The 20,719-nt window shown below is 77.7% G+C and carries 8 protein-coding genes; 4 read left to right on the top strand and 4 right to left on the bottom strand.

From position 1 onward, the window contains the following. Positions 1–6 precede the first annotated feature (6 nt). Positions 7–14,574, bottom strand: coding sequence for a type I polyketide synthase (locus O7600_RS02865; protein ID WP_281592142.1), 14,568 nt, complete (start codon positions 14,572–14,574; stop codon positions 7–9). Positions 14,575–14,760: 186 nt separating this feature from the next. On the opposite strand from O7600_RS02865, the gene O7600_RS02860 reads away from it, so the two are divergent. After that, a complete protein-coding gene (locus O7600_RS02860; protein WP_281592141.1) occupies positions 14,761–15,522 on the top strand; it encodes a hypothetical protein in 762 nt (253 codons plus the stop codon). 31 nt (positions 15,523–15,553) lie between these two features. Then, entirely contained in the window at positions 15,554–16,579 is a 1,026-nt protein-coding gene (locus tag O7600_RS02855; protein WP_281592140.1) for a 3-dehydroquinate synthase family protein, read from the top strand. A 103-nt stretch (positions 16,580–16,682) separates the two neighbouring features. Here the strand turns inward: O7600_RS02855 and O7600_RS02850 are convergent, their stop codons facing one another. The 3 genes from O7600_RS02850 to O7600_RS02840 are packed head-to-tail and all read right to left on the bottom strand — an operon-like array spanning position 16,683 to position 19,682. Then, on the bottom strand, positions 16,683–17,372 hold the full coding sequence (locus O7600_RS02850) for an HAD-IA family hydrolase (protein ID WP_281592139.1): 690 nt from the start codon (positions 17,370–17,372) through the stop codon (positions 16,683–16,685). Between the two features lie 34 nt (positions 17,373–17,406). After that, the gene (locus tag O7600_RS02845) at positions 17,407–18,528 is read right to left on the bottom strand and encodes a Gfo/Idh/MocA family oxidoreductase (RefSeq protein ID WP_281592138.1); all 1,122 of its coding nucleotides are present in this window, start codon (positions 18,526–18,528) and stop codon (positions 17,407–17,409) included. Continuing rightward, on the bottom strand, positions 18,525–19,682 hold the full coding sequence (locus O7600_RS02840) for a DegT/DnrJ/EryC1/StrS family aminotransferase (protein WP_281592137.1): 1,158 nt from the start codon (positions 19,680–19,682) through the stop codon (positions 18,525–18,527). The genes O7600_RS02845 and O7600_RS02840 overlap by 4 nt, the downstream gene beginning before the upstream one ends. 182 nt (positions 19,683–19,864) lie before the next feature. Between O7600_RS02840 and O7600_RS02835 the strand changes: the two genes are divergently transcribed. Beyond that, positions 19,865–20,296: a type II 3-dehydroquinate dehydratase gene (locus O7600_RS02835; protein ID WP_281592136.1), complete on the top strand. Its 432-nt coding sequence runs from the start codon at positions 19,865–19,867 to the stop codon at positions 20,294–20,296. A 64-nt stretch (positions 20,297–20,360) separates the two neighbouring features. Beyond that, entirely contained in the window at positions 20,361–20,714 is a 354-nt protein-coding gene (locus tag O7600_RS02830; protein WP_281592135.1) for a DoxX family protein, read from the top strand. The last annotated feature ends 5 nt before the right edge of the window (positions 20,715–20,719 follow it).

The following is a 20,719-nucleotide window of genomic DNA, read 5'->3' as shown; positions in this document are numbered from 1 at the left end:
GGGCCGCTACAGCCCGAGTTCCGTGTCGATCAGGCTGAAGATCTCGTCGTCGCTGGCCCGGTCGAGGTCCAGGTCGTGGTCGCCGGCGGAGGCGCCGCGCATGGTCCGCCACTTGGCCACCAGCACCTCCAGCCGCGCCGCCACCTGACTGTGCAGGTCGACCTCGACGGTCGTCTCGGCCAGCGCCCGCTCCAGGCGTTCCAGCTCGGCCAGGACCCCCGGGGCGGCCTGCCCGCCGTCGGGCACGAGCCGGGACCGCAGGTACGCGGCGAGCGCGGCCGGGTCCGGGTAGTCGAAGACCGCGGTGGCGGGCAGCCGCTCCCCGGTCGCCTCGGTGAGCCGGTTGCGCAGCTCCACCGCGGTGAGCGAGTCGAACCCCATCTCGTGGAAGGCCTGGCCCTCCCGGATCGCGTCCGGGCTGCCGTGACCGAGCACCGCCGCGGCGGTGGCCCGGACCAGGTCGAGCAGCAGCGCGGCCTGTTCCGCGCCGGTGAGCGCGCGCAGCCGCGCGCCCAGGTCCGCCCCGCCGGTGGCCGCGCCGGCCCGGGCGCGGGGCCGGTCCGGGCGGACCAGCCCGCGCATCAGCGCCGGCACGCCGGGCCGTGCGGCCAGGGCAGCCCGGTCGACCCGGGTGGGCACGAGGTGTTCCTCGGGCGCGGCCAGGCCGGCGTCGAACAGCGCCAGGCCCAGGTCGGACGGGATGGCGAGCTGCCCGTCGCGGGCCGTGGTCGCCCGGTCCACGCCGGCGGTCAGCGCGCTGGCCTGCGCCCACAGACCCCAGGCGTACGCGCGGGCCGGCAGGCCCGCCCCGCGCCGGCGTCGGGCCAACGCGTCCAGCCAGGCGTTGGCGGCGGCGTAGTTGCCCTGCCCGGGCACGCCGAACACCCCGGCGCCGGAGGTGAACAGCACGAACCCGGCGAGGTCGAGGTCGCGGGTCAGCTCGTCGAGGTGCCGGGCGGCGTCCACCTTGGGCCGGAAGACGGTGTCGATCCGCTCCGGGGTGAGCGCGGTGACCACCCCGTCGTCGAGCACGCCGGCCAGGTGCACCACGGCGGTCAGCGGGTGTGCGGCCGGCACGCCGGCGAGCAGCCCGGCGACGGCGTCCCGGTCGGCCACGTCGGCGGCGGCGACCGTGACGGTGGCGCCGAGCGCGGTCAGCTCGGCGGCGAGGTCGGCCGCGCCGGGCGCGTCCGGGCCGCCCCGGCTGGCCAGCAGCAGGTGCCGTACGCCGTGCCCGGTGACCAGCCGGCGGGCCACCAGGCCGCCGAGCAGCCCGGTGCCGCCGGTGAGCAGCACCGTGCCGTCCGGGTCCCACCGTTCCGGCATGGTGAGCACCACCTTGCCGACGTGCCGGGCCTGGCTGACGTGGCGGAACGCGTCCGGGGCCTGCCGGACGTCCCAGGCGCGCACCGGCAGCGGGCGCAGCGCGCCGGCGGCGAACAACGCCAGCAGCTCGGTGAGCATCCGCTGGATCTCGTCCGGGTCGACCTGCGTCAGGTCGTACGCCCGGTAGTCGACGCCCGGGTGGTCGGCGGCGACCCGGGCCGGGTCGCGCAGGTCGGTTTTGCCCATCTCCAGGAACCGGCCGCCGCGCGGCAGCAGCCGCAACGACGCGTCGACGAACTCGCGGGCCAGCGAGTCGAGCACCACGTCCACGCCGCGTCCGCCGGTGACCGCGCGGAACCGGGCCTCGAAGTCGAGCGTGCGGGACGACGCCAGGTGGTCCTCGGCGACGCCCAGCTCGCGCAGCGCGGGCCACTTGCCGGGGCTGGCGGTGGCGAACACCTCGGCGCCGAGGTGGCGGGCGATCTGCACCGCCGCCATGCCGACGCCGCCGGCCGCCGCGTGCACCAGCACCGACTCGCCGGCGCGCAGGCCGCCCAGCCCGACCAGTCCCCGCCAGGCGGTCAGGAACACCACCGGCACGGTCGCGGCCTGCGCGTCGGTCCAGCCGTCCGGCACCGGCGCGAGCAGCCGCCGGTCGGTGACCGCGACCGGGCCGAAGCAACCGGTGAACACGCCGAGCACCCGGTCGCCGGGGCGCAGGTCGGTGACCTCGGCGCCGACCTCGGTGACCACGCCGGCCGCCTCGCCGCCGGGCGGACCCGGGTCGCCCGGGTAGAGGCCGAGCGCGTTGAGCACGTCGCGGAAGTTCAGGCCGGCGGCGCGGACCCGGACCCGCACCTCGCGCGGGCACAGCGGCGCGTCGGCCGCGTCGGTGGGCACCAGCGCGAGGTGGTCGAGGCTGCCCCGCCGGGGCACGTCCAGCCGCCACGCGGTCGCGTCGGCCGGCGGGGTGAGCGTGGGCGCGTCGGCGCGGCGGGCCAGCCGGGGCACGTACGCGCCGCCGTCGCGCAGCGCCACCTGCGGCTCGTCGGCGGCGAGCAGCGTGGACAGGGTGGCCGCGTCGGGCGCGGTGTCGGCGTCGAGCAGCACGAACCGGTCCGGGTGCTCCGACTGGGCGGAGCGGACCAGGCCCCACGCGGCGGCGGCGTCCGGGTCGTCGACCTCGCCGGGGCCGTGCACGCCGACCGCGCCGCAGGTGAGCAGCACCAGGCGGGTATCGGCCCAGCGCGGCTCGGCCAGCCACCGTTGCACCAGTGCGAGCGCGTCCCCGGCGAGCCGCCGCGCCCGGTCCGCCGCCGCGTCGTCGTCGGTCGCGGTGGGCCGGCCGGAGCGGCGGGTCGTCGTCGCGGACGCACCGTCGCTCGCCACGATCCCGGCCGTGAGCGGCGCGAGCACCGCGTCGGGCGTCGGGATCCCGGCGTCGATCGCGGCGGCCAGCGCGTGCAGATCCGCGTAGCGCGGCAGATCGGCCGAAGCCGCACGGTCGGCCGGGGCGGCGAGCACCGCGATCCGGGCCGGGGCCGGCGCTGCCGCCGTCGGCAGTGGCTGCCAGGTCAGGTGGAACAACGCGTCGGTGACCGCGTCGTCCCGGGCGCCCAGCTCGGCGCGGGAGATCGGGCGCATGGCCAGCGACGCCGCCTCGACCACCGGGGCGCCGGTCGGGTCGGTGGCGGTCAGCGCGAACGCGTGCGGGCCGACCCGGCGCAGCCGGACCCGCAGCGACGTCGCGCCGGACGCGTGCAGGGTGAGCCCGTTCCAGGCGAACGGCAGCAGGATCCGGTCGCCGCCGGCGTCGGCCAGGCCACCGAAGTGCGCCGCGTGCAGGGCGGCGTCGAGCAGCGCCGGGTGCAGCGCGTACCGGTCGGCGTCGGCGCGCGGGCCGGGCGGCAGCTCCACCTCGGCGTACACCTCGTCGGCGCCGGCCCGCACGGCCCGCAGCCCCCGGAACGCGGGTCCGTAGCCGTACCCCTCGTCCACCAGGCGCTCGTAGAAGCCGGTCAGGTCGACGGCGGGGGCGTCCGGCGGCGGGGCGGTCGTCATCGTCGGGGTGGCGCCGGCGGCGGAGAGCGTGCCGCTGCCGTGCCGGGTCCACGCCGCGCCGGCCGGGCCGTCGGCCGGTCGGGAGTGGACGGTGACCGGGCGGCGGCCGTCGTCGGCGGCCGGTCCGACGGCCACCTGCACCTGGGTGGCCGCGTCCTCCGGCAGGGTGAGCGGCGCCTCGATGACCAGTTCGTCGAGGACCGGGCAGCCGACCTCGTCGCCGGCGCGCAGGCACAGCTCGACCAGGCCGGTGCCGGGCACCAGCACCCGGCCGGCGACCCGGTGGTCGGCCAGCCACTGCTGCTCGCCGACCGCCAGCCGGCCGGTGAACAGGTGCCCCGAGCCGTCGGCCAGCGGCACCGACGCGCCGAGCAGCGGGTGACCGGCGTCGGCCAGGCCGGCCACGCTGACGTCGGCGGCGCCGGTCACCGGCCGGGGCCAGTAGCGGCGGCGGGCGAACGCGTACGTGGGCAGGTCGACCCGGCGGCCGCCGGCCAGGGCCGGTTGCCAGTCGACGGGCACCCCGCGCACGTGCAGGTGCGCGACGGCGAGCAGGAACCGGGCCCGGTCGCCCCGGTCGCGCTGCAACGAGCCGACCACCACGGCCGGGCGGTCGTGCTCCTGGAGCGTCTGGTCGATGCCGGGCGTCAGCACCGGGTGCGGACTGCACTCGACGTAGGTGTCGTGGCCCTCGGTGGCGACCGCCCGGATCGCGTCGGCCAGCTCGACCGGCTGGCGCAGGTTGCGGTACCAGTAGTCGGCGTCCATCTCCGGACCGTCGAGCCAGCGCAGGTCCGTGGTGGAGTAGATCGGCACGGCGGCCGGGCCGGGTGTGACACCGGCGACGGCCTCGGCCAGCTCGGCGCGGATGCGTTCCACCTGCGGGGAGTGCGACGCGTAGTCGATCGGGACGCGGCGCAGCCGCACCCGGTCGGCGGCCAGCTCGGCGGCGAACTCGTCCACCGCGGCGGGCTCGCCGGAGACCACCACGCTGGCCGGTCCGTTCACCGCGGCCACGGCCAGCCGGTCGCCGTAGCGGGCCACCCGCGCGCGGACCGCGTCGACGGCCAACGGCACGGCCGCCATCTCCCCCGCGCCGGCCAGCCGGCGCAGCGCGCGGGCGCGCAACGCCACCAGCCGGGCCGCGTCCGGCAGGGACAGCACCCCGGCCACGCAGGCGGCCGCGATCTCGCCCTGCGAGTGGCCGACCACGGCGGCGGGCTGCACGCCGTACGAGCGCCACAGCTCGGCCAGCGACACCATCACCGCGAACAGCAGCGGCTGCACCACGTCGGCCCGGTCCAGGTCGGGCACGCCGGGCGCCTGGCGCAGCAGGTCGCGCAGCGGGTGGTCCAGCCACTGCCGCAGCGCGGCGTCGCAGGCGGCCATCCGTTCGGCGAACACCGGTGACTCGTCGAGCAGGTCCAGCGCCATGCCGGCCCACTGGGAGCCCTGACCGGGGAAGACGAACACCACCCGGCCGGTGACGGTGGGCTCACCGCGTACCAGGTCGGGGGCGGGCTGGCCGGCGGCGAGCGCGTCCAGGGCGGCGGCGACGCCCGGCGGGTCGGCGACGACCACCGCCCGGTGGTCGAAACCGGACCGGGTGGTGGCCAGCGACCAGGCCACGTCCAGCGGCCGCTGGTCGGGGCGGTCGGCGAGGTGGGCGCGCAGCCTGCGGGCCTGCCCGGCCAGCGCCTCCGGGGTACGCGCGGACAGCAGCCACGGCAGCGCCGCCGGCCCGGCCGGCGGTTGCGAATCGGCGGCCGGCTCGGGCGGCGCGGCCTCGACCACCACGTGGGCGTTGGTGCCGCTGATGCCGAACGAGGAGACACCGGCGCGGGCCGGCCGGTCGGCGCGCGGCCAGGGCCGGGCCTCGGTGAGCAGGTCGACCGCGCCGGCCGCCCAGTCGACCCGGCTGGTCCGCCGCTCGGCGTGCAGCGTGCGGGGCAACCGGCCGTGCCGCATGGCGAGGACGACCTTGAGCACGCCGGCCACGCCGGCCGCGGCCTGGGTGTGCCCGAGGTTGGACTTCACCGAGCCGAGCAGCAGCGGCGCGACGCCGTCCGGCCGCCGGCCGTAGGTGGCCAGCAGCGCCTCGGCCTCGATCGGGTCGCCCAGCGGTGTGCCGGTGCCGTGCGCCTCGACCGCGTCCACGTCGGCGGGGTCGAGCCCGGCGGCGGCGAGCGCGGCCCGGATCACCCGTTCCTGGGACGGCCCGTTCGGGGCGGTCAGCCCGTTGGACGCGCCGTCGGAGTTCACCGCCGAGCCGCGCACCAGCGCCAGCACCGGGTGGCCGCGCCGGCGGGCGTCGGAGAGCCGTTCCACCACCAGCACGCCGACGCCCTCGGACATGCCGAACCCGTCGGCCTCCTCGGCGAACGCCTTGCACCGGCCGTCCGGGGCGAGGCCGCGCTGGCGGCTGAACCCGGTCAGCCCGGCCGGGCCGGACAGCACCGACACGCCGCCGGCGAGGGCCAGGTCGCAGTCGCCCTGGCGCAGCGCCTGCGCGGCCAGGTGCAGCGCCACCAGGGACGCGGAGCAGGCGGTGTCCACGGTGACCGCCGGCCCCTCCAGGCCGAGCGCGTACGCGACCCGTCCGGACAGGACGCTCGCGGCGGTGCCGGTGAGCAGGTGCCCCTCGTCGGCGGTGGTCTCCCCGTCGTCCGAGGTGGCGCCGGGGGCGATCCGGTCGGTGTAGTCCTGGCCGTGGGTGCCGGCGAACACGCCGGTACGGCTGCCGCGCAGCGTGTCCGGGTCGATGCCGGCCCGTTCCAGCGCCTCCCAGGACGTCTCCAGCAGCAGCCGGTGCTGCGGGTCCATGGCCAGGGCCTCGCGCGGGCTGATGCCGAAGAACGCGGCGTCGAAGTCGGCCAGGCCGGTGAGGAAGCCACCCGCGCGGGTGTAGGTGCGGCCGGGGGTGCCGGGCTCCGGGTCGTACAGGTCGGCCAGCGGCCAGCCCCGGTCGGTGGGCAGCTCGCCGATCACCTCGCCGCCGGCGTCGAGCAGCCGCCACAACTCCTCCGGGGAGCCGATGCCGCCGGGGAACCGGCAGGCCATGGCGACCACCGCGACCGGTTCGTCCAGCGCCACGGTGGTGGCGTCGGCGACCTCGGTGGCGGTGGTGCCGAGCAGCCGGGCGTGCAGGTGCGCGGCGAGCAGTTCCGGGGTGGGGTGGTTGAACACCGCGTGCGGGGCGAGCCGGACGCCGGTGGCGGCGGCGAGCCGGTTGCTCAGTTCCACCGCCATCAGCGAGTCGAAGCCGAGGTCCTTGAACGGCCGGCGCGGCTCGACCAGCTCCGGGCCGGCGTGGCCGAGGACCGTGGCGCAGCGGGCGCGGACCAGGTCCAGCAGCAGCGCGGCCCGGTCCGGCTCGCCGAGTCCGGCCAGCCGGTCGGCGAGCCCGGTTCCCGTCCCCGCGCCCGGCTCGGCGACGACGGCCCGGCGCGGGGGCGGCGGCAGCAGCGCCCGCAGCAGCGCCGGCACCTCCCCGGTGGCGCGGACCGCGGCCAGGTCCAGCCCGATCGGCACCAGCTGCGCGGGTCCGGCGCGCAGCGCGGCGTCGAACAGCGCCAGTGCGGCGGGGGCGTCCAGCGGCCGGGTGCCGGCGCGGGCGAGCCGGGCGAGGTCGGCGGCACCGAGCCGGCCGGCCATCCCCTCGGTCTCGGCCCACAGGCCCCAGGCGAGCGCGGTGCCCGGCAGCCCCCGGTCGCGGCGGTACGCGGCGAGCGCGTCGAGGAACGCGTTGCCGGCGGCGTAGTTGCCCTGGCCGGGGCTGCCGAAGGTGGCCGAGGCGGAGGAGAACAGCACGAACGCGGCCAGGTCGAGGTCGGCGGTCAGCTCGTGCAGGTGCCAGGCGCCGTGCACCTTGGCCCGCAGCGCCACCGCCCAGCGCTCCGGGTCGAGGTCGGTGAGCAGGGCGTCGGCGGTGGCGCCGGCGGCGTGCACCACCGCGACCAGCCGGTCGGCGAGCGGGGCGAGCACGGCGGCGAGGGCGTCCCGGTCGGCCACGTCGGCGGCGGCCAGCCGGACGGTGACACCGGCGCGGGTCAGCTCGTCGATCCAGGGCGCGGGCCGGTCGGTGCGGCTGAGCAGCACCAGCTCGCGCACCCCGTACGCCTCGACCAGGTGGGTGGCGACGTGCCGGCCGACGCCACCGGTGCCGCCGGTGACCAGGACCGCGCCGCCGGCCAGCGCGGGCGGCGCGTCGGTCTCCGGCTCACCGGCCGGGCGTAGCCGGGGCAGCAGGGCCCGGCCGTCGCGGACCGCGACCTCCGGCTCGTCGTCGGCGGCGGCGAGCGCGGCGCGGACCGTGGCGTCGTCGGTGGCGTCGAGGTGCAGCAGCAGGAACCGGTCGGGGTGTTCGGCGCGGGCGACGCGCAGCAGGCCGACGGCCGGGGCGTGCGCCGGGTCGCCGTCGCGGACCGCGACCGCCAGCGTGGTGTCGGAGGCGCGCGGGTCGTCGAGCCAGCGGCGCAGCACCGCCAGCAGGTCCCGGCCGATCGTGTCGGCCCGCTGCGCGACGGTGGCGTCCGGGTCGCCGTCGGGCAGGCGCAGCACCAGCACCGGGGGCAGCGGCCCGGCCGGGGGTACGGCGTCGGCGAGCGTCCAGGTGGGCACCGGTCCGGTCGGCGCGGGCGTCCAGTCCACTGTGTACAGCCCGGCCGGGGCGGTCTCCGGGGTCGGCGCGCCGGCCGCCGGCGCCGCCACGGCCCGCAGCGCGATCCGGTCGACGTCGAGCACCGGGCGGCCGGCGTCGTCGACGGCGCTGAGCGTCACCCCGTCCGCGCCGGCCGGGGCCAGGGTGACCCGCAGCGCGTACGCGCCGGTGGCGTGCCGGCGCACGCCGGTCCACCCGGTCGGCTCGATCCGCTCCCCCGGCCCGGCCGGCGGGGCGAACCCGGCCAGCGGGAGCAGGCGCAGCGCGGCGTCGAGCACGTCGGGGTGTACGCCGTACCGCTCGGCGTCCGGGTCGGCGGCGTCGTCGGGCAGCCGCACGTCGAGGTGCAGCCGGTCCCCGGCGGTCCAGGCGGCCCGCAGCAGCGGGTGCGCCGCGTCGACCGCCCGGGCGCCGGCCGGCGGCCAGGTCAGGGCCGGTACGCCCGGCGCGGCGAGCGTGTCGGCCGGGGCGAGCGTGGCGTCGGCGACGGCCCGCCAGGGCTCGTGCTCGCCGGCGCGGACGTGGCAGCGGGCGACCCGGCGGCCGGTCCCGTCCGGCCCGGCGACGTCGATCTGGAGGTCGACGGCCGGCCCGGCGGGCAGCGGCACCGGTTCGGGCGTGCGCAGGCGCTCCAGCACCGGCGCGTCGAGCCGCTCCCCGAGGTGGGTGAGCGCGTCGAGCAGCGCGGACGCGGGCAGCAGCGGGGCGGCGCCGTCCGGCGTGGCCGGTCGGGAGGTGGTGAACCGGCCGGTGGCGACCACCTGGCCGGTGCCGGCCACCGGCAGCACCGTGGCGAGCAGGGGGTGCCCGGCGTCGCCGGTCGGCGCGCCGGGTGCGGCGGGCAGCCAGTAGTGCCGGTGCCGGAACGCGTAGGTGGGCAGCGGGACGGGCGCGTGCGGGCCCGGCCCGGCCAGGGCGGCCCGGTCGATCGGCACGCCACGCACGTGCAGCCCGGACACGGCGGTGAGCAGCGCCACCGGTTCGGGCACGCCGCCGCGCAGGGTCGGCAGGTAGGCGAGGTCGTCGCCGCCGTCGGCGAGGCAGTCGGCGGCCATCGCGGTGAGCACGCCGCCGGGGCCGACCTCCAGGAACGTGGTGGCGCCCTCGGCGTGCAGGGCGCGCACGCCGTCGCGGAAGCGCACCGTGTCGCGGACGTGCGCCACCCAGTGCTCGGGCGAGGCGAGCCGCGCCGGGTCGACCGGCGCGCCGGTGAGCGTGGACACCACGGGCACCTGCGGCGCGCGGTAGGTCAGCCCGGTGGCGACCGCGCGGAACGCGTCGAGCATCGGCGTCATCCGGGGCGAGTGGAACGCGTGCGACACGCGCAGCCGGCTGGTCCGGCGGCCGGCGGCGCGCAGCGTCGCGGCGACCGCCTCGACCGCGTCGGCGTCGCCGGAGAGGACCACGGCGGTCGGCCCGTTCACCGCGGCCAACCCGACCCGGTCGGTGAGGTGCTGCCGCACCTCCGTCTCGTCCGCCTCGACCGCGACCATCGCGCCGCCTGCGGGCAGCGCCTGCATGAGCCGGGCCCGCGCGGCGACCAGCGCCGCCGCGTCGGCGAGCGGGAACACGCCGGCCACGTGCGCGGCGGCCAGCTCGCCGATCGAGTGGCCGAGCAGCAGGTCGGGGCGCACACCCCAGGATTCGAGCAGCCGGTGCAGCGCCACCTCGACGGCGAACAGCGCGGGCTGGGTGTAGCCGGTCTGGTCGAGCAGGTCGGCCCGGGCGTCGCCGGCGGGCGCGAGGACCACGTCGGCGAGCGGGTGCGGGACGTGCCCGGCGAGGTGCCGGTCCAGTTCGGCGCAGGCGGCGTCGAACGCCTCGGCGTAGACCGGGTACGTCTCGCGCAGCTCCCGACCCATGCCGGGGCGTTGCCCGCCCTGCCCGCCGAACAGCACGGCGAGCCGCCCGTCGCCGACCCGGCCGGTGAGCACCCCGACCGGCTCCGCGTCGCCCCGGCTCAACGCGGTCAGCCCGGCGCGGGCGTCGGCCGGGTCGCGGACCAGCAGCGCCGCCCGGTGCTCCAGCGCCGCCCGGGTGGTGGCCAGCGCGTACGCCACGTCGGCCGGGTCGGCCTCGTGCCGGTCGAGCCAGGTGGACAGTCGGGCCGCCTGGTCGCGCAGGCCCTCCCGGCTGGCGGCGGAGAGCAGCCACGGCACGGTTGCGGGCGTGTCCCGGTCGGCGGTCGGCGCGGCCGGCGCGGCGGGTGAGGCCTCGACGATGACGTGGGCGTTGGTGCCGCTGATGCCGAACGAGGAGACGCCGGCCCGGTGCGGGCGGTCGACCTCGGGCCACGGCCGGGCCTCGGTCAGCAGCTCCACCGCGCCGGCCGACCAGTCCACCTCGCGGGTCGGCGCGTCCACGTGCAGCGTGCCCGGCAGCGTCCCGTGGCGCAGCGCCAGCACCATCTTCATCACCCCGGCCGCGCCGGCCGCCGCCTGGGTGTGCCCGAGGTTCGACTTGAGCGAGCCGAGCAGCAGCGGCGTGGCCGCGTCCCGGCCCCGGCCGTACGTGGCCAGCAGCGCCTGCGCCTCGATCGGGTCGCCGAGCCGGGTGCCGGTGCCGTGCGCCTCGACCGCGTCCACGTCGCCCGGTCCGAGCCCGGCGGCGGCCAGCGCCCGGCGGATGACCCGTTCCTGGGCCGGCCCGTTGGGCGCGGTGAGCCCGTTGGACGCACCGTCGGAGTTGACCGCGCTGGCGCGCAGCAGGGCCAGCACCGGGTGGCCGTGACGGCGCGCGTCGCTGAGCCGTTCCAGCAGCAGCACGGCGACGCCCTCGGACCAGCCGGTGCCGTCGGCGGCGTCGGCGAACGCCTTGCACCGGCCGTCCGGGGCGAGGCCGCGCTGGCGGCTGAACTCGACGAACGCCTGCGGGGTGCCCATCACGGCGACGCCGCCGGCCACCGCGAGGGAGCAGTCCCCGGCGCGCAGCGCCTGCGCGGCCAAATGCAGCGCCACCAGCGAGGACGAGCAGGCGGTGTCCACGGTCACCGCGGGCCCCTCCAGGCCCAGCGCGTACGCGACCCGCCCGGACACCACACTGCCGGCGGTGCCGACGCCGAGGTAGCCCTCGGTGCCGGGCGGCGCCTGCCCCACCTGGGCCGCGTAGTCGTGGTGCATCACGCCGGTGAACACGCCGGTGGCGCTGCCGCGCAGCGCGGTCGGGTCGATCCCGGCCCGCTCGAACAGCTCCCAGGACGTCTCCAACAGCAGCCGCTGCTGCGGGTCCGTCGCGAGGGCCTCGCGCGGGCTGATCGCGAACAGGGTGGCGTCGAAGTCCCCGGCGCCGGCCAGGAACCCGCCGACCCGCGCGTACGAGGTGCCGGGCCGGTCGGGGTCGTCGGAGAAGAGGTGGGTCAGGTCCCAGCCCCGGTCGGTGGGGAACCCGGTCAGTCCCTCCCGCCCGGACTCCAGCAGGTCCCACAGCTCCTCGGGGCCGGTGACGCCGCCGGGCAGCCGGCAGGCCATGGCGACGATCGCCACCGGGTCGTCGGTGACGACCGGGCCCGACCGGTGCCCGGCGTCCGGGGCGGCGGCGCCGCGCAGCAGCGTGGCCAGGTGCCGGGCGAGCGCGGCGGGGGTGGGGTGGTCGAACGCGGCGGTGGCGGACAGCCGCGCTCCAGTGGCCCGGTTCAGCCGGTCCCGCAGCGCGACCGCGCGGACGGAGGTGAATCCCAGGTCGGTGAACGCCCGGTCCGGCCGGACCGCGCCCGGCCCGGGCAGCCCGGCCACCTCGGCGGTGCTCGCGCGCACCAGGTCGGCCAGGACCCGGTCGCCGGCGGCGGTGGTGAGCGCGGCGAGCCGGCGGCGCAACCCGTCCGCGTCGCCGTCCGCGCGGGCCGGGCCGCGCCACGCCGGGTGGGCGGCCACCCGGTCGGCCGGTTCGGCCACCAGCACCAGGTCGTCGCCCTCGTGCGCGGCGTCGAAGGCGGCCGTCTCGGCCCACGCCGACCCGGCCACGCCGACCAAGCGGGCCGGCAGGCCGGCCGCGTGCCGCCGGGCGACCAGCGCGTGCAGCGCGGCCACCGCGCCGGCCGCGCCCTCCCGTCCGGCCGCGCCGAGCAGCAGGTCGGCGGGGACGAGCACGGTGTACGCGGTGGCGGCGGCGTGCCGGGTGCGCAGGTCCAGCCGGCCGGCGAGGTCGAGCAGCCGGGCGGCGCGGTCCGGGTCGTCCAGGTCGGCGTCGGACAGGCGCAGCACCGCCGCGCCGAGCGCCGGGGTGGACGGGTCGTGGTGACCGGCCGGTCCCTCGTCCGGGTCGAGGAACCGGTGCGCGGTGATCTCGGCGCCGGTCCCGGCGAGCGCCGGAGCCGGAGCGGTCCGGTCGACGGAGGCCAGCCACACGGTGCGGGCGCCGTGCGCGCCGGTCACGTGCCGGGCCAGCGCCACACCCTCCTCGGTGTCCGCGCCGACCAGCGCCACCGGGGCGGCCGGGTCGAGCACCGTGGCGGCGCGCTCCCGGGCCGGAGCGGCGGAGGGCGCGGGCACGGCGTGCCGGGCTGTGCCGGCGCGCAGTGCGACCTGCGCGGCGCCGGCGTCCACCACTGACGCAAGCAGGGCGGTCGAGCGGGGGTCGCCGTCGGTGTCGACCAGCACGATCCGGCCCGGGTCCGCGGCCTGCCGGCAGCGCGCCCGGGCCCACGCGACGTCGGCGGCGGGGACGAGGTCGGGGTCGTCCGGCGCGTCGGCCGTGGACGCGTCCACCGCGCCGCTGGTCAGCACCAGCACGCGGGCGGACGCGTACCGGGCGTCGTCGAGCCACCCGTCGAGCGCGGTCGGGTCGGCGTCGACCACCACCAGCACATCCGCGCCGGCATCCGACGGTCTGGTGTGGACCTCGTGGCCGTCGGCGGCGAGCGCGGCGGCGACGGGCTCGGCGTCGGCGCCGACCACCGCCCAGCGCCGGGCGACGTCGGCTGCACCCGCCGGTTCGAGGGGCCGCCATGTGAGTCGGGTCAGCGCCTCGTGGTGGGTGCCGTTGACCGCCCTTAGGCGGGCCGGTCGCTCCCGCAGCAGCCGCCGGGTGACCTTCCCCGAGGCGGTACGCGGCACCGCGTCGATCTCGTACAGCTCCTGCGGCACCTTGTGGTAGGCGAGCCGTTCCCGGCAGGCGGCGTACGCGGCGGCCGGCGCGAAGCCCTCCGGCGCGGGCACCACGTAGGCCACCGGCACCTCGCCGAGCACCTCGTGCGGGCGGCCGGTCACCGCCACGTCGGCGACGCCGGGCACGGCCCGCAGCACGTCCTCCACCTCGACCGGGTGCACCTTCTCCCCACCCCGGATGATCAGTTCCCGGTGCCGGCCGGTGACGAAGAGGTTCCCGTCGCCGTCGCGGCGGGCCAGGTCGCCGGTGCGGTACCAGCCGTCGCGCAGCGCCGCCGCGGTCGCCTCGGGCAACCCGTGGTAACCGACCATGACCCCCGGCCCGCGGACCCACACCTCGCCCTCGTCGCCGGTCGCCACGTCCCGGCCGGTCTCCGGGCTGACCAGGCGGACGTCGACGCCGGTCACCGGCTGCCCGCACGAGCCCTCGACCCGGGGCCGGTCCGGCCGGGTCACCGCGATCGAGCCGCACGTCTCGGTGCTGCCGTACGCGTCGAGCAGCGGCGCGTCGAAGACCTCCTCGAAGGCGCGGCGCAGCTCTCCGGTGGTGATCGCGCCGCCGACCAGGCAGATCCGCAGCGCGGGCGCGCGGAACCCGTCCGCGCGGGCGGCGGCGACCAGGTGGTGGTACATGGCCGGGACACCGGCCAGCACCGTCGCCTCGTCCTCGGCGACCGCGCGCAGCACGTCGGCGGCGGCGAACCCGTCGACCAGGCGGGCGCTCGCGCCGACCGCGGTCACGCTCAGCACGCAGCCGATGTGGGAGAGGCTGTGGAACAGCGGCAGCGGCCAGACCACCCGGTCGGCCGAGGTCAGGTCCGGCACCGGCACGTAGCAGGCGGCCACCGACCACAGGCAGGTGCGCTGGGTGGAGAGCACGCCCTTGGGCCGGCCGGTGGTGCCGGAGGTGTAGAGCATCCAGGCGACCTCGTCCAGGCCGAGGTCGTCGCGGGCGTCGGCGACCGGCGGCGCGTCGACGAGCGCCGGCCAGGCGGTCACCCCGTCCGGGTACGGCCCGTCGCCGGTCACCCAGATCCGCAGGTCGGGCCGGTCCGCGCGGAGCCGCCGGAGCTGGTCGAGGTGGCCGGGGTCGGTGACCACCAGCACCGCGCCGGAGTCGTCCAGCAGGTGGGCCAGCTCCGCGTCGGTGCTGCGCGGGTTCAGCGGTACGCCGACCGCGGCGGCCCGGGTCACGGCCAGCCAGGTCTCCACCGTCTCCACCCGGTTGCCCAGGCAGAACGCCACCCGGTCGCCCCGGGCGACGCCGGCGTCGGCCAGGTGCCCGGCCAGCCGCCGGGTGACCGCCTCCAGCCCGGCCCAGTCCACCGCCCGGTCCGCGTCGCGGAACGCCACCCGGTCCGGCAGCCGGTCGGCGTGGGTCCGGAGCAGCTCCGGCACCGGCTGGACCAGGTCACTGCGCAGCATGTCACCACATCCGTCCCTCGCCGTAACGGCCCAAGTCTGGCCAGCGGCCCGGCGGCGACCTACCCCTGTCGCCCCCTAACCGGACCCCGGTTCCCGGCCGCGCCCGGGTGGTCCGGCGGGGCGGCGCGGTGATGATGGGCTCGCCCCGAGGACGCCGCGTACCCACCCGCCGACAGTCGAGGTGCCATGGACCGCTCCTGGTTGTTCGCCGACCTCGCCGTGCCCGGCTCGGGGTGCGTCGACGCGCGGGCCGCCGAGCTGGTCGGCACCGTGGTGGCGCGGCTGGTCGCCGAGGTGCGCGCCGCCGACCCGGGGGTGTGCTGGTTCTTCGACCGCCTCGACTCCCCCGCCGCGACGCGGCTGCGGCTGGGCCTGCACGCCGGGCCCGCCGCGCTGGACCTGGCGCGCGACCGGCTCGGCCCGGCCGCGCGGCCGGCGCCCCCGGCGTACGTGGTGCGGGACCCGGCGCGCGGCGGGCCGCTCGCGCACGCCGGCAGCGAGCTGGCGTTGACGCTGCTCGGCGGTGAGCCGCCGTGGCTGGCCGGGCTGGAGCTGCCGCTGGCGGTGGCGCACCTGCGGCACCTGTGCGGGTTGGTGCCGGCCGGCGACCGGGCGGCCTTCCTGTTCCTGCACTGGCAGGACCGCAGCCGTCCGCTGACCGGGGCGCAGCGCCGGGACCTGGCCGCGCAGGCGCAGGCCGGCGCGGACAAGATCGTGCTGGCCGCCGGCGACCTGCCGCTGGCCGAGGACCCGGTGGCGGCGGCCTGGGGTCGCTACCTGGACCGGGTCGGCGAGGTGGCCGCGCAGGACCACCCGGCCGCGCCGCGGGGCTTCCTGATCGCCACGCACGCCCAGCTCAGCCACCGCCGGTGGGGCATCGACCCGGCCGTCGACTCGCTGGCCGCGCTGGCGTTGCGGATGGCCGGACCCGGCGGACGGGCCGGATGACAGTGGGTTCCTCGACCGTCGGGAGAGTCGCATGACCGTCCAGGGCAGTGTGCGCGCCCGTACCGTCGACGTGGAGCTGGGCGACCGGTCGTACCCGGTGCTCGTCGGCCCCGGCGTGCGGCACCGGCTGGCGGCGGAGGTGGCCCGCGTCGGCGCCCGCCGGGTCGTGGTGGTCTCGGCCCGGCCGCCGGAGTGGACGCCCGACCCGGGCGTGCCGCACCGGGTGGTGCCGGCCCGCGACGGTGAGCACGACAAGACGCTGGCCACCGTGGAGTCGCTGTGCCGGGCGTTCGCCGGGTTCGGGCTGACCCGCGCCGACGCGGTGGTCTCCTGCGGCGGCGGCACCACCACCGACGTGGTCGGCCTGGCCGCCGGCCTCTACCACCGGGGCGTCGCGGTGCTCCACCTGCCGACGTCGTTGCTGGCCCAGGTGGACGCCAGCGTCGGCGGCAAGACGGCGGTGAACCTGCCCGAGGGCAAGAACCTGGTCGGCGTCTACTGGCAGCCGCGCGCGGTGCTCTGCGACACCGACTACCTGGGCACGCTGCCGGAGGTGGAGCGGCGCAACGGCTACGGGGAGATCGCCCGCGCCCACTTCATCGGCGCCGGCGACCTGCGCGGGCGGACCGTGACCGAGCAGATCACCGCGTGCGTGGCGCTCAAGGCCCGGGTGGTGGCCGCCGACGAGCGCGACGCGGGACTGCGGCACATCCTCAACTACGGCCACACGCTGGGGCACGCGCTGGAGCGGGCCACCGACTTCCGGCTGCGCCACGGTGAGGGAGTCGGCGTCGGCACGGTCTTCGCGGGTCGGCTGGCCGGCCGGCTGGGCCGGATCCCCGCCGCGCGGGTCGCCGAGCACCACGAGGTGGTCGCCGGCTACGGCCTGGACACCGGCCTGCCGTCGGGGGTGGACGCCGACGAGCTGATCGCGTTCATGCGGCGGGACAAGAAGTCCACCGCCGGCCTGTCCTTCGTGCTCGACGGCCCGGCCGGTCCGGAGCTGGTCCCCGACGTGCCGGAGGCCGAGGTCCGGGCCGCTCTGGCCACGATGTAGCGACGGCGCCCGGCCTGCGCCGCCGGCTCGCCGAAGCGACGACGTCGACCCCGCCACCTCCCCGAACCGGTGTCGATCACGCTCGCCGGTCGGGGCGCGAGCGTCAGAGCACCGCCGGGCAGTGGGTGAGCAGCTCGTCGGGCTTGTGGGCGACCAGGTCGGGGCCGGCCGCGAGCAGGGCCGTCACGTCGCCGCCGTGCCAGGTGGTGGCGACCGTGGTCACCCCGGCGTCCCGGCCGCTGGTCAGGTCCGTGATCGCGTCACCGACCATCATGGCCGCGGTCGGCGGCATGCCGAGCAGGTCCAGCGCGCGCAGCACGATGTCCGGGGCGGGCTTGGGTCGGGGCACCTCGTCCGAGCCGATCACGTGGTCGAACAGGGCGAGCACGCCGAGCAGGTCGAGCAGCGACCGGGCGCGCGGGCCGCTCTTGCCGGTGGCCACCGCCATCCGGATCCCGCGCTCGTGCAGCGCCTCCAGCGTCTCGCGGACACCGGGGAACATCGGCACCCGGTGGGCCAGCCGGTAGCTCTCCCGGACGAACGGTCCCTCCATCTCCAGCGGCAGCCCCATCAGCCGCATGATGTCCGGAAAGTACCGCCCCATGTGCCGGTTGTACTCCTCGAACGGCGCCGGCCCGCCGCCGACCACCTCGGCGTACGCGATGCTGAACGCCTCGCGCATCACCGCCGAACTGTCGACCACGACCCCGTCGAGGTCGAACACGACGGCCCGGATCGGGCCCGGTCGAGGGGCGAGGACGGCGGCGCCGGCGGTGGACGGCGGCTGGCTCATGGCTGCTCCCGGTGGGTGAGGTCGCCGGTGGTTCTCACCGGTCGCGCGCTCCCGCCAACGCGGGCACCGGCGGGGTGGGCCGGGCGCAGCGGTAGACGCGTTCGATGGCGTCGATGGTGCGGCGGGCGTCGGCCGCGGCCACGCCCCGGCTCCCCGGGTCGGCGAGCAGGTCGGGCAGGGCGTCGAGCTGCCGGTCGTACTCGGCGCCGATGGGCTCGGCGGGCAGCGGCAGGCGGACCGTCTCCCCGTCGCGGGTGCGGGTCAGCTCCGGCGTGGCGTCCCGGTTGGGGCTGAACCCGAACGTGCAGCGCAACGTCACCGACCCGGCGGCGCCGTGCACGGAGGCGGTGGTCCGGTCGCGCGCCTCGTGCGACGCCCAGCAGGCGTGCAGGGCGGCGGACGCGCCGTCGGCGGTGAGCAGGAAGGCCCGGGCGGTGTCCTCGACGTCGCCCCGCCCGCCGGTGCCGGCGGTGCCGCGCCAGGCGGCCCGCGCGGCGTCGTCGTTGACGAAGTCGTCGGAGACGCTGCCCACCGCGTGCGCGATCGACGCCGGCCCGAGCAGCGGCAGCACGGTGTCGAGCAGGTGCCAGCCGAGGTCGACGAGCGCGCCGCCGCCGGAGAGGTCCCGCCGGGTGAACCAGCCGCCGGCGTCGGGCACGCCGCGGGCGCGTACCCAGGCCACGTCGACGTGCCGGACCGGCCCGATGTCGGCCGCGGCGTCGACCAGGGCGCGCACGTCGGCCCGGTAGCGCGCGGCGCTGCCGGCCAGCAGCACCGCCCCGCCGGCCCGCTCCGCGTCGGCCAGGTCGTCCGCCTCGGCCGAGGTGAGGCAGACCGGCTTCTCCAGGAACACCGGTACGCCCCGGCGCAGCAGCCGGGCCGCGACCGCGGCGTGCAGGTGGTTGGGCACCGCCACCACCACGAGATCGGCCGCGCCCGCGGGCAGGTCGGTTACGTCCGCGTACGCGTCGGGAACGCCGTGGTCGGCGCGCGCCCGCTCCCGGGCGGCGGCGTCCGGGTCGACCACGGCGGTGACCGTGAACCGGGAGTGCGCGGCCAGTCGGGGCAGCCAGATCTGCCGTCCGGCCCAGCCGAGGCCGGCCACCGCGACCCGGACGGTACGCCCCGGCGCGGCGGCCGGCTGCGGCCCGGTCATCCGGCCAGCACGTCGGCGAGCACGGCGGCGATCCGGTGCATCTGCTCCTCGGTGCCGAGCAGCGTGCGGTGGTGCAGCCAGATGCAGTCGGCGTGGATCTGCTCGGTGTTCGGGCACCGTGCCGCGATCTGCTCGACGGTCTCGTCCGGCGCGCCGGCCAGCCAGAACCCGTCGCAGCGGTAGATCGCGCGGAACGCCACGAACGCCGGGATGCCCCGGGCGATCAGCGCGTCGACCACGGCCCGGCGGCGTTCGACGGTGATCCCGGGCACGCGGAACATGGCCATGTAGTGCGGGTTGCGGTCGCCGCGTTCGTCGCGGCCCTGCGGCACCACGCCGGGGATCTCGGCGAGCAGGCTCGCCAGCAGCGGCCAGCGCTGCTCGCGCAGGGCGATCTGACCGTCCAGCCGGGACAGTTGGGCGCGCAGCACGGCAGCGCTGAACTCGTTCATCCGGTAGTTCGAGCCGGTGGTGCGGTGCAGGTAGTCGCGGTCGGTGCGGGGCCGGCCGCAGCTGTGCACCAGGAACGCCTTCTCGTAGCTCTCCTCGTCGGGGAAGAGCACCGCGCCGCCCTCGCCGGCGGTCATCAGCTTGCCGTTCTGGAAGCTGAACGCGGCGACGGAGCCGAGTTCGCCGACCCGCTTGCCCTGCCACCGCGCGCCGTGGGCGTGCGCGGCGTCCTGGAGCAGCGCGACTCCGGCGTCGGCGGCGATCTTGTCGAGCGCGTCCATGTCGGCGAACTGCCCGGCCATGTGCACCGGCATCACCACCCGCGTGCGCGGGGTGATGGCGGCGGCGACCGCGTCCGGGTCGACGCAGTAGGTGTCCGGGTCGACGTCGACGGGCACGGCCACCGCGCCGAGGCGCTGCGCGGCCAGCGACGAGGAGATGAATGTGAACGCCGGGACGATCACCTCGGTGCCGGGGCCGACGCCGAGCACCTCCAGCGCCACCTCCAGCGCGTGGGTGCCGTTGGTGACGGCCAGCGCGTACGGCGCGCCGTGGTACGCGGCGAACTCGGCCTCGAACGTGTCGACCTCGTCGCCCCCGACGCGCCACCACTGGCCCTGTTCCAGGGCCCGGACGAGGCCGGTCCGCTCCTCGTCGCCGAACTGCGGCCAGGCGGGGAACTCCGGCGCCGGCAGATCACTCATGATGTCCCACTCCCTGCTCCAGATAGGAACGGCCCGGCTGGACGCTAACCGAGCCGGCAGGCCGCTGACCTCCCCTAACGGCCCCTAGCCGCCCCTAACCGCCCCCTGCCGGCGAGGGCCGGACGGCGTGCCGGGCCGATACTCCGAGGACCTGTCGTCGTCCGCTCCCGGTGAGGTGCCACGTGTCCGAGGTGCTCCTGCTCAACGGTCCGAACCTGGGCATCCTCGGCCGGCGCGAGCCGGAGATCTACGGCACCGAGACGCTGGCGGACATCGAGCGGGCGGTCGGCGAGGAGGTGGCCGGACGGGGCTGGCGGGTCGTGGCGAGACAGCACGACTGCGAGGGCTTGATGATCCGTACCATCCAGGACAGTTATGAGACGGTGGGCGCGATCGTGAACCCGGGCGCGTTGATGATCGCCGGCTGGAGCCTGCGCGACGCGTTGGCCAACTATCCCCGCCCGTGGCTGGAGGTCCACCTGTCCAACGTGTGGGCCCGGGAGAGCTTCCGACACGACTCGGTGCTCGCCCCGCTGGCCGCGGGGGTGATCGTGGGTCTGGGCGCGCTCGGTTACCGGCTGGCGGCCCGCGCGCTCGTGGCCACAGTGCCCTGACCGACCGCCCCACCGCACCCGTTTCCGGTCGTCCGTCGCGGCGACCCGACCCCCGAGGAACCCCGTGACCGTCGCGATCATCGTTCTCACCATCCTGCTGGCCATCGTCCTGATTCCGCTGGCCGTGCAGAAGCTCACCGGCAACGCGCAGATGCGCCAGCGGATGTCGCACCTCGGCGTCTCCGCCGGGCTGACCCGCGTCATCGGCCTGCTGGAGCTGGCCGGCGTCGCCGGGCTGCTGCTGGGCCTGAAGTTCTGGCAGCTCGGCCTGGTCGCCGCGGTGGGCGTCACCGTGCTGCTGATCGCCGCCGTGGCCTACCACCTGCGCGCCAAGGACGACGGCAAGGTGATCATGGTGCCGCTGTTCTTCGCGTTCGCCGCGGCCGCGCTGGCGTTCCTGCACCTGCTGGCGCACTGAGGCCG

This window comes from Micromonospora sp. WMMA1998, assembly GCF_027497375.1.
In the GTDB taxonomy this organism is placed as follows: domain Bacteria; phylum Actinomycetota; class Actinomycetes; order Mycobacteriales; family Micromonosporaceae; genus Micromonospora; species Micromonospora sediminicola.
Note: the sequence above shows the minus strand (reverse complement) of the source record. Positions and strands in the feature narration are given on the sequence as shown.